Origin of the sequence: Streptomyces sp. NPDC008121, assembly GCF_042957155.1 — a bacterium.
Classification (GTDB): Bacteria; Actinomycetota; Actinomycetes; order Streptomycetales; family Streptomycetaceae; genus Streptomyces.
In genome coordinates, this window is record NZ_JBIBHT010000007.1 from 291,144 (window position 1) to 304,066 (window position 12,923).

Consider the following 12,923-nt stretch of genomic DNA (forward strand, 5'->3'; position numbering starts at 1 on the left):
CTGCATGCATGCAGCCACCGCGCCGCTCAGCCACGCAGCAGCCTGGGCGAAGCTCCTGGAGACGTACCGCTCCCAGCCCCGTTCCGGCCATCCGCTTCGGCCCTCCCTGGGCTGTCTGATCGCGGCCGCCCGCGACGAAGCCACGCTCGGCGCCATGTACCCCTGGGTGTCGATGGAAAAGTTGCGTGTGTCCGCAGGGGACAGTTGGGAGAAGCGGGGGCATGCTCCGCTGCCGGCGATGTTCACCGGTCCGGACCGGTACGAGGCAGTGGGCCTCGACGGTCGGGGAAACACCGTGCGGCTGACGACGCCCGATCCGGCGAAGGCCGCCGCGTTCGCGGCCCGTCTGGTGCGCACCGATGACGCCGTGAGGCCGAAGGGGCCGCACGCCTGGTCGTCCGAGGTGGAGCGGGCTCTGCGGGCGGCGGGCTGGTATCCCGGACGGGCCCTCGACACGAGGGACTGGAAACAGCAATGGGAGCAGGACGGCTTCCGCTCTCATGCCGCTGCCGAGGACTTTCTGCGCGAGTTCGGCGGACTGTGGGTCGGACACGGTGGTGCCGGCATCACACGCGCCCGGGAGCCCTTCGATCTGGACCCGCTCCTGGCGCTGGGCGAGGCCGACCGCTTCGGCGAGTGGGGCGAGGAGATCGGCCGCCGCCTCTTCCCGATCGGCGAACTCGACCGCGGTCACGCGTTCCTCGGCCTGGACGAGGACGGAGAACTGTACGCCGTCGACGACTGGTTGGCCCGCTTCGGCCGTATGCCCGAGGCCATGGAGAACCTCGTTCTCGGCGTCATGCCAGTTCGCATGCCGCACCCCTCATAGACCGGAGGAGCAGAAAAACCGTCCTCGCACGCCCCACCGCCGTCAGGGAAAACCCGGCAGGGGGCGCCATCAGTCGGACCGGCGCCCCCGCTCCGGGCAGGCCCGCACCTGGCCGGAGCGGGGTCGGCCCCGTGGGTCAGGAGGTGGGGGCGGGGCCGAAGCGGGTGCGGAAGGTGGTGAGGTCGTCGTCCGTGATCTTGGCGAAGAGGACCGGGGGGACCGTGAAGGGGGTGCCCGCCGGGACCGTGTCCAGGGCGGCGGCCTCGGCGGGGGTCGCCCAGGTCGCGGTGTCGTCCGGGAGGGCGAACGCGGCCCGCATGGCGGCGGACGTGGTCGGGATGAAGGGCTCCGAGACGACCGCGTACAGGTGGATCAGGTTCATCGCGGTGCGCAGCGTCAGGGCCGCGCCCTCCGCGTCGGTCTTGATCTCCAGCCAGGGGGCCTTCTCCTCCAGGTAGGAGTTGCCCGCGGACCACAGGGCGCGCAGGGCGGCGGCCGCCTTGCGGAACTGGAGCGCCTCCATCTGGTCCTCGTACTCGCCCAGCAGGCGGGCGATCTCCTCACCCAGCTTCGCCTCCGCCTCGCCGGCCGTGCACCCCGCCGGGACCTCGTCGCCGAACCGCTTGCGCGAGAAGGACAGGACGCGGTTGACGAAGTTGCCCAGGGTGTCGGCGAGGTCCTTGTTCACCGTGGCGGTGAAGTGCTCCCAGGTGAAGGAGGAGTCGTCCGACTCGGGGGCGTTGGCGATCAGGAAGTACCGCCAGTAGTCGCTGGGCAGGACCTCCAGGGCCGCGTCCGTGAAGACGCCGCGCTTCTGGGAGGTGGAGAACTTGCCGCCGTAGAAGGTCAGCCAGTTGAAGCCCTTGACGACGTCGACCTTCTTCCACGGCTCGCGCACGCCGAGTTCGGTGGCCGGGAACATCACCGTGTGGAAGGGGACGTTGTCCTTGGCCATGAACTGGGTGTAGCGGACGGTGTCGTCGGCGTCGAACCACCACGACTTCCAGTCGCGGCTCTCGCCGTCGGCGGCCGCGTCCGCCCACTCCTTCGTGGCGCCGATGTACTCGATCGGGGCGTCGAACCAGACGTAGAAGACCTTGCCCTCGGCGGCCAGCTCCGGCCAGGTGTCGGCGGGGACCGGGACGCCCCACTCCAGGTCGCGGGTGATGGCGCGGTCGTTGAGGCCCTCGGTCAGCCACTTGCGCGCGATGGACGTCGACAGGTGCGGCCACTGGTCGCTCACGGCGGCGATCCACTCCTCCACCTCGTGCTGCAGCTTGGACTGCAACAGGAAGAGGTGCGTGGTCTCGCGGACCTCGAGGTCCGTGGAGCCGCTGATCGCCGAGCGCGGCTCGATCAGGTCCGTCGGGTCGAGGACGCGGGTGCAGTTCTCGCACTGGTCGCCGCGGGCCTTGTCGTAGCCGCAGTGGGGGCAGGTGCCCTCGACGTACCGGTCCGGCAGGAAGCGGCCGTCGACCGGCGAGTACACCTGCCGGATCGCCCGCTCCTCGATGAAGCCGTTCTCGTGCAGCCTGCGCGCGAAGTGCTGGGTGATCTCGACGTTCTGCGGCGAGGAGCTGCGGCCGAAGTAGTCGAAGGCCAGCGCGAACCCGTCGTACACGGCCTTCTGCGCGTCGTGCGCCTGCGCGCAGAACTCGGCGACGGAGAGCCCGGCCTCCTTGGCGGCCAGCTCGGCCGGCGTGCCGTGCTCGTCGGTGGCGCAGATGTAGAGGACGTCGTGACCACGGCGGCGGAGGTACCGGGAGTACACGTCCGCCGGAAGCATCGACCCGACCATGTTGCCCAGGTGCTTGATCCCGTTGATGTAGGGAAGCGCGCTGGTTACCAGGTGTCGAGCCATCCTTGGATGCTCCATTTCGTGCGTACGGCGCCGGTGGCGCTGCCACGGCGGGCCCAGGTCGGGAGGCGGCAGCCGGCGCGATCACTCCGATCGCTCGTCGGCATCACGGCGGGTGACGGAACGGGGCTGCGAGCCGCCGTCATCGTAGCGAACCGGGGTACGGCCGGCTCGCGGGTTTACCGCCCGTCCCCGGCGCCCGCACGGGCCCGCGCTCCCCCGCGCGCGCCTCTCGTCACTCCCTCGCGCCCGGGCCCGAGTGTGACCTGCGCCACATCGCGTCACAGCCGTCACGCATGCGGTGTCTTGAGGCCGAACCCATGAAGACGCGTGAAGACGGAGGAGACACCATGAGCGAGAACACCCAGGTCGTCGTGGTCGGCGGAGGTTACGCGGGCGTCATGGCCGCCAATCGTCTGACCCTGCGCGAGGACGTGACGGTCACCCTGGTCAATCCGCGGTCGGTGTTCGTCCCGCGGCTGCGGCTGCACCAGCTGGTGGGCGGGACCCATGACGCGGTCGTCGACTACCGCGAGGTGCTGGCGGAGGGCGTCCGGCTGGTCGTCGGCAGCGTGGCGCGGATCGACGCGGCGGGGCGCCGGGTCGAGCTGGTGGGCGGGGACGCCGTGGGCTACGACCACCTCGTCTACGCGGCGGGCAGCGGCAGCGCCCCGTCCCCCGTACCGGGGGCGGCGGAGTTCGGCTACCCGGTCGCCACGCTGGAGGCGGCTCAGCGGCTGCGGTCGGTCCTCGACGCCGCCGACGCGGCGGCCGCGGTGACGGTCGTGGGCGGCGGTCCGACCGGGATCGAGACCGCGGCCGAGCTGGCGGAGCGGGGCCGCCGGGTGACCCTGGTCTGCGGAGGGGCGCTCGGCCCGTACCTCCACGCCCGGGGCCGGCGGGCGGTCGCCCGGCGGCTCGCGCGGCTCGGAGTGAGCGTGCACGACGGCCCCGGCTCCCGGGTCACGGAGGTGACGCGGCACCTCGTGCGCCTCGCCGACGGCCGTGAGCTGCCGAGCGAGGTCACCGTGTGGACCGTCGGCTTCGGCGTGCCGGACCTGGCCGCGCGCAGCGGGCTGAGCACCGACGCCGCCGGCCGCCTGCTGACCGACGAGACGCTGACCAGCGTGGACGACGAGCGCATCGTCGCCGCGGGGGACTCGGCGGCGCCCTCGGACCTGCCGTACCGCATGAGCGCCTACGTGGCGGGGTGCACGGGCGCCCACGCCGCCGACACGATTCTCCGCCGCCTCGCGGGCGAGCGGCCCGAGCCGGTCGGCATCGCGCTCAACGCGATGTGCGTGAGCGTGGGGCGCGGCTCCGCCGTATTCCAGCTCGCGCACAAGAACGACGTCTCGATGCCGCTCCACATCGGCGGCCGCGCGGGAGCCAAGCTGAAGGAGTTCGCCTGCCAGATCAGCGTCAAGCACTTGACGAACGAGGCGCGCAAGCCCGGCTCGCACAGCTGGCTCAAGAGCGACCACCGCGAGAAGCAGCTCCGGGAGCGGCCCGCCACCCGGCCGGGCACGGCGCCGACCGTCCCCGAACAGGTCGCCTAGACCTGCTTCCAGAGGGCCTGTCAGGAAAAGGAGCCGGTCCGGTCGGGGCGGGTGGGGCGATGATCATGACGTCCCGGCCGGAGTGTACGTATGACGTACGCACGGAGGAGGGCCGGCGCCATCGGGCCGGCCCGCGAAGGAAGGCACCCGAGAGATGAGCGACCAGGACACGGACCGGGCCGACACCGACCCCGCCCCCAAGCCCGACACCGCCCCCGCGACCGACACCGACCCCGCCGGCGGTCCCGCGACCGACCCCGCGACCGACACGTTCGTCGCGCACCGCAACCTGCTCTTCACCGTCGCCTACGAGATGCTCGGCTCGGCCGCCGACGCCGAGGACGTCCTCCAGGAGACCTGGCTGCGCTGGGTCGGGGTCGACCTGGCGCAGGTGAACGACGAGCGTGCCTATCTGGTGCGGATCACGACCCGGCAGGCGCTCAACCGGCTGCGCACCGTGAAGCGCCGCAGAGAGTCGTACGTCGGGCAGTGGCTGCCCGAGCCGTTGCTGACCGCGCCGGACGTGGCCGAGGACGTCGAGCTGGCCGAGAGCATGTCGATGGCGATGATGCTGGTCCTGGAGAGCCTTGCGCCGACCGAGCGGGCGGTGTTCGTGCTCCGCGAGGTCTTCGACGTCGGTTACGACGAGATCGCGGCGGCCGTCGACAAGAGTCCCGCCGCCGTACGCCAGATCGCCTCCCGGGCCCGTCGGCACGTCGACGCGCGCCGCCCCCGCCGGGCGGCCTCCGCGCGCGAGACGCGGGCCGCCGTGGAGTCGTTCCGGCGCGCGATCGCGACCGGGGACCCGCAGGCCCTGCTCGACGTGCTCGCCCCCGAGGTCGTCCTGCTGAGCGACGGCGGCGGCGTCAAGCGGGCCGCGCTCCGGCCGGTCATCGGCGCCGGGAAGGTGACCCGCTTCTACTTCGGCGGCTCGGCCAAGGTCGACGCTGTGATCACCACCGAACCCACCGTGCTCAACGGCAGTCCCGCGCTGGCCGTGTACCTCGACGGCGAGCTCGACGGTGTCATGGCCCTGCACGTCGAGGACGCCCTCATCACCGGTCTCTACTACGTCCGCAACCCGCAGAAGCTCACGCGCATGACGGAGGAGACCTCGCTCACCCTGCGGTGAGTCGGGCCGGACCCCGCCCCCCGGCCCCGGCTCCCGAGGCAGCGACGCGTCCTGTCCCCGTCGCCGCCTCGGGCCGCCGTCACGCGCGCGCTTCCGCCAGGTCCGCGCGGGTCAGCGTCGCCGGGCCGGCGTGGCCCGAGAGGGCCAGGGTGAGGTCGAGTTCGGCGAGGAGGCAGCGCAGGACGTGGTCGACGCCCGCCTGGCCGTCGAGTGCCAGGCCGTAGGCGTAGGGGCGGCCGACGAGGACCCCCGAGGCGCCCAGGGCGAGGGCCTTGGCGATGTCGGCGCCGGTGCGGACGCCGCTGTCGAAGAGGACGGTGAGGCGGTCGGCGACGGCGTCGCTCACCGCCGGGAGGGCGTCGGCGGCGGCGATCGCGCCGGCGACCTGGCGGCCTCCGTGGTTGGAGACGACGACCCCGTCCATGCCGGCGTCGGCCGCGGCCCGGGCGTCGTCGGGGTGGAGGACGCCCTTGAGGACGATCGGGCCGTCCCAGTGTTCGCGGAGGAACGCCAGGTCGGGCCAGGTCTTGCCCGGGTCGGCGAACATGCCCACGAAGTGCATCACGGCCGCGTTCGGGTCCTCCTCCACCGGCTTGGCCAGCCCCGCCCGGAACGCCGGGTCGGTGAAGTAGTTGGCGGTGCCGACACCGTGCAGGAACGGCAGGTAGGCCTGGTCCAGGTCGCGGGGGCGCCAGGAGAGGAGCGGGGTGTCGAGGGTGACGACGAGCGCGGTGTAACCGGCGGCCTTCGCCCGGCCAAGGAAGGAGCGGGCGACCTCGACGTCCCTGGGCCAGTACAGCTGGAACCACCGCTCCCCGCCCCCCATCGCCCGCGCCACCTCCTCCATCGGGGTACTGGAGGCGGAGGACAGGATGTACGGGATGCCGCGCGCCGCGGCCGCGCGGGCGGCGGCCGGTTCCGCGTCGGGGTGGAGGATCGACAGGACGCCGACCGGCGCGAGGGCGACGGGGGCGGGCAGCGGGCGCCCCAGCAGCTCGGTGGACAGGTCCCGTTCGCGGACGTCCCGCAGCATCCGGGGGACGATCCGGTGCCGGTCGAGGGCGGCCCGGTTGGCGCGGGCGGTGGAGCCGTCGCCCGCGCTGCCGGCGACGTAGCCGACGGGTCCCGGGCCGAGCCGGGCGGCGGCCAGTTCCTCCAGGCGGGTGAGGTCGGTGGGGAGCCGGGGGACGGCTCCGGACAGCCCGTTCAGATAGATCTCGTACTGGAAGTCCGACCAGTTCACGCGTGATCCGCCGCCTCTCCGCAACCGATTCGATGTCCGTGCCGTGCCGTGCCGTCCCGGGCGCCGGGACGCCGTCCGGCCTCAGCCTGCCATCGGATGCCACCATTGCCACCGGCCCGGATCGCACCTATCTTCGAGCTCACACCTACGGACCGGGATGCTCGTCAGTCCCGGGGCGGCCCGTCGCACGGGCCGGACGGCGGGGGGTGCTCCGGCGGCGCACGCGACGCGGGGCATTGGACGCCGGGCGTACGGGATCTTCGTATCCGCGTACCCGCAGGAGTTTCGCCACATGAGCAAGCACGTCCTCGCACAGAACCAGTACGGCAAGGCCGAGAACCGGATCGTGACGGTGACCCGCAAGGGTTCCGACGGTTCCTGGCACGAGATCCGCGACCTGAACGTGTCGGTCGCGCTCCGCGGTGAGTACCGCGACGTCCATCTGACCGGCGACAACGGCAACTGTCTGCCGACCGACACCACCAAGAACACCGTCTACGCCTTCGCCAAGGAGCACGGCGTCGACTCCCCCGAGGCCTTCGGCATCCACCTCGCCCGCCACTTCGTGGAGTCGCAGGCGGTGATCCACGAGGCGCAGATCCGGGTGGAGGAGTACGCCTGGGAGCGGGTGTCGGTGCCCAGCCGCAAGGAGCAGCACTCCTTCGTCCGCAGCGGGCAGGAGGTGCGGACGGCGCAGATCACGTACGGCGAGAACACCGGTCGGCCGCAGGTCGTATCGGGTCTGAAGGACCTGACGGTGATGAACTCGACGAACTCCGAGTTCCACGGCTACATCAAGGACAAGTACACGACGCTGAAGGAGGCGTACGACCGCATCCTCGCCACCAAGGTGACGGCCCGCTGGGCCAACTCGGCCGCCGCCGCCGGCGACCCGGGGCACGACTGGGACACGTCATACAGGAAGGTGCGCCGCCACATGCTGGAGGCGTTCGCGGAGACGTACAGCTACTCGCTGCAGCAGACGCTGCACGCGATGGCGGACCGGGTCCTGGACAACGTCACCACGGTCAACGAGGTCCGCCTCAACCTGCCCAACAAGCACCACTTCCTCGTCGATCTGGAGCCGTTCGGGCTGAAGAACGACAACGAGGTCTACTTCGCGGCGGACCGGATGTACGGCCTGATCGAGGGCACCGTCCATCGCGACGGCGTGCAGCCGGTGATCGCCACCAGCGACTGGATCACCGCCTGAGGGGCCGTCACAGAAGCGTGGCCGCCCCGACTCCCAGCCATACGGCTCCGAGTCCGGCGGCCGCGCTCCCGGCCACGTTGGCCACGGCGAACCCCCGCGCCCCGCTCTCGTACAGCCGCAGCGTCTCGTACGAGAAGGTGGAGTACGTGGTCAGCGCCCCGCACAGGCCCGTGCCGAGGAGCAGCTGCGCCCGGGCCGAGGTGACGCCGGTGAGCAGGCCGAGGACGAGGGAGCCGACGACGTTCACGAGGAAGGTGCCCCACGGGAAGAGGGAGTCGTGGCGCGCCTGGACGGCCCGGTCGGTGAGGTAGCGCAGGGGCGCGCCGACCGCCCCGCCGGCGAGGACGAGGAGCCAGTTCACCGGCGCTCCCGGCCGGTGTAGCGGATGACCTCGCAGTCGTCGAGGATGACCAGGCCCTCGCCCACCACCGCGTCGAGCTGGGGCAGGAACGCGCGGATCCGCTCCTCCGTGTCCACGAGCACGATCGCGACCGGCAGGTCCTCGCCGAGCGAGAGCAGGCGCGAGGTGTGGACGAGGGAGGAGGCGCCGTACCCCTCCATGCCGCGGAAGACGGAGGCCCCGGCGAGGCCGCTCTCGTGCGCCCGGTGGACGATCTCGGAGTACAGCGGCCGGTGGTGCCAGACGTCGCCCTCCCCGACCAGGACCGTCACCCGCAGGGCCCTGCCCGCCAGTCTCGTCATCGCGGTCTCCTCACCAGCACGCCACGGGCCGCCGTGGTCCCGGCCCAGACGGCGGTCAGTGCCACGATCGCCGTCGCTCCCAGATAGAGGATGCCCCGGGCCGCGTCCCCGGCGCTCAACAGGCGCTGCGTGTCGAGCGCGTACGTGGAGAAGGTGGTGAATCCGCCGAGGACTCCGGTGCCGAGGAAGGGGCGCAGGAGGGGGTGGAGCGGGGGCCCGGTCTCGGTGAGCAGGACCATGAGGACGCCGAGGGCCGCGCAGCCGGACGCGTTCACGGCGAGGACGGTCCACGGGAAGGCGCCGGGCGGGGTGGGCCAGGCCAGCACGGCGGCGTAGCGGGCGGCCGCGCCGAGGGCGCCGCCGGCCGCCACGGCTCCGACGGCCGGCAGCCGCCCGCGCAGTTCCATGGCGGCAGGTTAGCGGCGCCGGGGCCGGCCGGCCCCGCACCCCGCGCTCTCCCGGGCCTCCGCACTCCGCTCCCCCGCTCCCCGGCCGTCGGCCGTCGGGCGGCGGGCGTCGGGCGGCGGGCGTCGGCTACGCGGTCAGGGAGTCCAGCAGCGTGGTCGCCCAGCCGGCGTCGTAGTGGTCGAGGCGCGGGAAACCGCCGTCGTAGAGGTCTCCGGTGAAGACGTAGGTGGCGCCCGGGTTGTGCTCGGCGTAGCCGCCCGGGGCGAAGAAGTGCGGGCTCCCCTGGATCCGGGGGCCGCGGGCCTCGTGCCACTGTGCGTACACCTCGCGCCGGCCCGCGCCCTCGGAGAGGGCCTTCTCCAGGGCGGTGGCGTCCACGTCGGGGCACTCCTCGGCGATGTCGAGGATGACGGAGTGCAGGGATATGCAGCGGTGCTCGGTGTAGAAGGCGCGCCGCAGACCTGCGTCGAGCTGGTCGGAACCGCGCAGTCCGCCGGCCTCGGGCGCCTTGGCGGCCTGCACGGCCTCGAGGGCGGGCAGGATGCTCGACGGGTACTCCCAGGCGGGCGCGTTCCAGAGCCGCCAGCCCAGTTCGGGGCGGTGGGCGCCGAGCATGACGACCTCGGCGTCGACGATGTGCTTCGGCGTGGGCTGGCGGTTGAACAGCTCCAGGGGGAAGGCGCGGTGGTCGATGAGGAGGTCCTGGCCGCGGTCGGCGGCGGCGGTCCGCAGGGTGTTCAGGGCGAGCGAGGCCCAGGGGCAGCCGATGTCCGACCAGACGGTGACGACGGACGCGGTGGCTTCTCGTACGGGTGTCATGGCCGTGAGCGTGAGCATGCGGCGGCGGGGCGTCCAGCCCGCGCGGAAGACTTCGTCACCATGGCCGGTCGTGCGGTGGAGAGCGGCCGGAAGGCTACCCGGATAAGTTTCCGTTTCTGCCGGAGGTCGTGCACTATGGGGAGGACGGACTTTCCTGGGGCGGCTTGGAGTGTTGTGTCATGCAGTTCGGAATCTTCACCGTCGGGGACAGGACCACCGATCCCACCGACGGCACCACGCCGGGTGAATACGAGCGCATCAAGGCGATGGTCACCATCGCCCGCAAGGCGGAGGAGGTGGGTCTCGACGTCTTCGCGACCGGCGAGCACCACAATCCGCCGTTCGTGCCGTCCTCCCCGACCACGCTCCTCGGGCACATCGCGGCCCGTACGGAGCGGCTGATCCTTTCGACGTCGACGACGCTGATCACCACCAACGACCCGGTGAAGATCGCCGAGGACTTCGCGATGCTCCAGCACCTGGCGGACGGGCGCGTCGACCTGATGATGGGGCGCGGCAACACCGGCCCGGTGTATCCGTGGTTCGGCCAGGACATCCGGCAGGGCATCCCGCTCGCCGTGGAGAACTACGCGCTGCTGCACCGGCTGTGGCGGGAGGACGTGGTGAACTGGGAGGGCCGCTTCCGCACGGCGCTCCAGGGATTCACCTCGACTCCGCGCCCGTTGGACGGTGTCCCGCCGTTCGTGTGGCACGGCTCGATCCGCTCCCCCGAGATCGCCGAGCAGGCCGCGTACTACGGCGACGGGTTCTTCGCCAACCACATCTTCTGGCCGAAGGAGCACACGGCGAAGATGGTCGGTCTCTACCGGCGGCGGTACGCGCATTACGGCCACGGCACGCCGGAGCAGGCGATCGTGGGCCTGGGCGGCCATGTGTTCCTGCGGAAGAACTCGCAGGACGCGGTACGGGAGTTCCGGCCGTACTTCGACAACGCGCCGGTCTACGGCCACGGTCCGTCCCTGGAGGAGTACACGCGGGAGACCCCGCTGACGGTCGGCTCCCCGCAGGAGGTGATCGACCGGACGCTGTCCTTCCGGGAGTATGTGGGCGACTACCAGCGGCAGTTGTTCCTGATCGACAGCGGCGGTCTGCCGCTGAAGACGGTCCTGGAACAGCTGGACCTGCTCGGCGAGGAAGTGATCCCGGTGCTGCGCAAGGAGATGGAGAGCCTGCGGCCGGCCGGCGTGCCGGAGGGGCCGACGCACGCGGCCCGGGTGGCGCGGCGCGACGCCGAGGCGGCGGCGGGGGCGAGCCGGGGGTGACCGGGTGGTGAGCCGGGCGGCCGGGTGGCGAGCCGGCGCGGGGCCGAAGGCGCGGGCCCGGGGGCCCGGGGGCGCGGGGGCCTGTGCGTGAGGCTTGTGCGTGAGGCTTGGGCCGCGAGCGGGCCGCGAGTTGAGCGAGACGGACAGGCGCGGCCTCTGGCCTGGGGCATTAACCAGGGGCCGGCCCGTTCCGTCTCGTCCTGCGATGGTCGGGCCGCGCCCCACCGCGGTCAAAGCAGGGCCGCCGAGTCTGTCAGATCACCGGCGCGCCGGTTTGAAACCGGGTGACGCGAATGTGGCCGGACCACACCCCCTGGTGGTCCGGCCACACCTCTCTCCCCTCCCGGACGGTGTCCGGCCCCCCACGCGTCACCCGGGAAGCCACCACCGGTGGTCCGGTCACCATCCGGCGGCCAAGACGGGTGCCGGGTACACCTCGCCGCAGGTACGCACCAGGCGAGACGGTGTGAGGGCAGCTGGAGGGAGCTGCGAAACCGTCGGGCAGGAGTGTCGTGAGTACATCCGTCGCAACCAAGCGCAGGACCGTTCTCGATTCACTGGGGATCCAGCACCGCACCGGACTCGGGCCGCACTCGGCGCCGTACCGGAACGCGGTGGCCGACGATGTCTACGACGAGCTGTGCGCCACGCTCTTCTCGGGGTTTCCCCGGCGCGATCAGCGTCTGAAGGCAGAGCAGTACCTTCGGGGGCTGCTGACCGCACAGGGCCGGAAGTCGATCCGTAACATCGCCGCACAGATCGGTGGCGCCGCCGCCGAGCAGAGTCTGCACCATTTCATTTCGAGCTCCACCTGGGACTGGCGGCCGATGCGGGCCGCACTCGCCGGGTTCCTGGAGCAGAACAGCTGCCCGCAGGCGTGGGTGGTCCGTTCGATGCCGATTCCGAAGGCCGGCGAGCACTCGGTCGGCGTGGACCGTCGCTTCGACCCGGAGCGGGGGCAGGTGTTCCGCGGGCAGCAGGCCTTCGGGGTCTGGTTCGCCGCCGAGGAGCTGAGCGTGCCGGTCAACTGGCGGCTCTTCCTGCCCGACCCCTGGGTCAAGGACCGGACGCGGCGCGACCGTGCCGAGGTCCCCGAGGGGGCGGGCGAGGAGACCCTGGAGGAGTGCGCGGTCGCCGCGGCGCTCGACACCGCGCGCTGGCAGGACGTGACCCGCAAGCCGCTGCTCCTCGACATCCGGGGCGGGGCGGGGCGGGCGGCGCTGAACCGGCTGGCCGGGGCGGGGGTGCCCGTGGTCGCCAGGATCGGCGCGACGTGCCGGCTCTCGGTCGCGGACCGGGCGCTGCCCGGCTTCGGCGCCGGGCCGCTGCCGGCCCAGCAGATCCTCGAATCGCTCAAGGGCCTGCGCCGGCCGGTCGGCTGGCTGGACACCGCCTCGGGTACGCGGACCTCGCGGACCTCGCTGGCGACGGTGGTCCGGGTCGCGCTGCCGGCGCCCGCCGGGGAGCGGATGCGTCCGTTGCTGCTGCTGGGTGAGTGGGACGATCCGCGGCGGCCTCCGAGCCGGCTGTGGATCACCGATCTGACCGGGGCGACCGTCGGGACGCTGCTGCGCCTGACGAAGCTGTCCCGGCGGGTGGAGCGGGACTTCACCCAGGTCGGGGAGGGCGCGGGCCTGCGGGACTTCGTGGGCCGCTCGTTCCGCGGCTGGCACCGCCACATCACGCTGGCCTCCGCCGCCCACGCGGCGACGGTCCTCGCGACGGACTGGGACACCGCGTTCGAACCGGGCCGCACGGCGAGCTGACCTGGGCGGCCCGGCGAGCCGCCGACTCGCCCCCGGACAGGGGGGCGGGTCGGCGGCTCGTCGGCGCGGCGGCCTCTGCGCCGCCGGAGCACGCCCGGCCGGACGCGGGTC

Annotated in this window: 12 protein-coding genes; 6 read left to right on the plus strand and 6 right to left on the minus strand. The window is 72.4% G+C overall.

All coding sequences use genetic code 11. The features are described from left to right. Positions 1-4 precede the first annotated feature (4 nt). Positions 5-829 (plus strand): SUKH-3 domain-containing protein, encoded by an 825-nt coding sequence (locus ACFZBD_RS23960; protein WP_391142815.1) that lies wholly within the window; start codon positions 5-7, stop codon positions 827-829. A gap of 136 nt (positions 830-965) precedes the next feature. Here ACFZBD_RS23960 and metG read toward each other — a convergent pair whose 3' ends face one another. After that, positions 966-2,690 (minus strand): methionine--tRNA ligase, encoded by a 1,725-nt coding sequence (gene metG / locus ACFZBD_RS23965; RefSeq protein ID WP_391142818.1) that lies wholly within the window; start codon positions 2,688-2,690, stop codon positions 966-968. Positions 2,691-3,037: 347 nt separating this feature from the next. Between metG and ACFZBD_RS23970 the strand changes: the two genes are divergently transcribed. Both ACFZBD_RS23970 and ACFZBD_RS23975 read left to right on the plus strand, forming a co-directional pair. Continuing rightward, positions 3,038-4,246: an FAD-dependent oxidoreductase gene (locus ACFZBD_RS23970; RefSeq protein ID WP_391142819.1), complete on the plus strand. Its 1,209-nt coding sequence runs from the start codon at positions 3,038-3,040 to the stop codon at positions 4,244-4,246. Between the two features lie 154 nt (positions 4,247-4,400). Next, positions 4,401-5,378 (plus strand): RNA polymerase sigma-70 factor, encoded by a 978-nt coding sequence (locus ACFZBD_RS23975; protein WP_391142821.1) that lies wholly within the window; start codon positions 4,401-4,403, stop codon positions 5,376-5,378. A 79-nt stretch (positions 5,379-5,457) separates the two neighbouring features. Here ACFZBD_RS23975 and ACFZBD_RS23980 read toward each other — a convergent pair whose 3' ends face one another. Continuing rightward, positions 5,458-6,621, minus strand: a complete 1,164-nt coding sequence (locus ACFZBD_RS23980) for an alpha-hydroxy-acid oxidizing protein (protein ID WP_391142823.1) — start codon at positions 6,619-6,621, stop codon at positions 5,458-5,460. A 292-nt stretch (positions 6,622-6,913) separates the two neighbouring features. Here ACFZBD_RS23980 and pucL point away from each other — a divergent pair, with 292 nt between their 5' ends. Continuing rightward, the gene (gene pucL / locus ACFZBD_RS23985) at positions 6,914-7,834 is read left to right on the plus strand and encodes a factor-independent urate hydroxylase (protein ID WP_391142826.1); all 921 of its coding nucleotides are present in this window, start codon (positions 6,914-6,916) and stop codon (positions 7,832-7,834) included. Between the two features lie 7 nt (positions 7,835-7,841). On the opposite strand, the gene crcB is transcribed toward pucL, so the two are convergent. The 4 genes from crcB to ACFZBD_RS24005 all read right to left on the minus strand — a co-directional run bounded on the left by crcB (position 7,842) and on the right by ACFZBD_RS24005 (position 9,763). Then, on the minus strand, positions 7,842-8,195 hold the full coding sequence (crcB, locus tag ACFZBD_RS23990; protein WP_391142829.1) for a fluoride efflux transporter CrcB: 354 nt from the start codon (positions 8,193-8,195) through the stop codon (positions 7,842-7,844). Continuing rightward, entirely contained in the window at positions 8,192-8,536 is a 345-nt protein-coding gene (locus ACFZBD_RS23995; RefSeq protein ID WP_391142831.1) for a DUF190 domain-containing protein, read from the minus strand. The genes crcB and ACFZBD_RS23995 overlap by 4 nt, the downstream gene beginning before the upstream one ends. After that, a complete protein-coding gene (locus ACFZBD_RS24000) occupies positions 8,533-8,943 on the minus strand; it encodes a CrcB family protein (protein ID WP_391142835.1) in 411 nt (136 codons plus the stop codon). Before ACFZBD_RS24000 ends, ACFZBD_RS23995 begins: the two co-directional genes overlap by 4 nt. A gap of 127 nt (positions 8,944-9,070) precedes the next feature. Next, complete coding sequence (locus ACFZBD_RS24005; RefSeq protein ID WP_391142837.1) at positions 9,071-9,763, minus strand: DsbA family protein; 693 nt, start codon at positions 9,761-9,763, stop codon at positions 9,071-9,073. A gap of 179 nt (positions 9,764-9,942) precedes the next feature. Here ACFZBD_RS24005 and ACFZBD_RS24010 point away from each other — a divergent pair, with 179 nt between their 5' ends. Both ACFZBD_RS24010 and ACFZBD_RS24015 read left to right on the plus strand, forming a co-directional pair. Continuing rightward, positions 9,943-11,046: a CE1758 family FMN-dependent luciferase-like monooxygenase gene (locus tag ACFZBD_RS24010; protein ID WP_391142838.1), complete on the plus strand. Its 1,104-nt coding sequence runs from the start codon at positions 9,943-9,945 to the stop codon at positions 11,044-11,046. 512 nt (positions 11,047-11,558) lie between these two features. Next, positions 11,559-12,812, plus strand: a complete 1,254-nt coding sequence (locus ACFZBD_RS24015) for a transposase (protein ID WP_391142841.1) — start codon at positions 11,559-11,561, stop codon at positions 12,810-12,812. Positions 12,813-12,923: the final 111 nt, after the last annotated feature.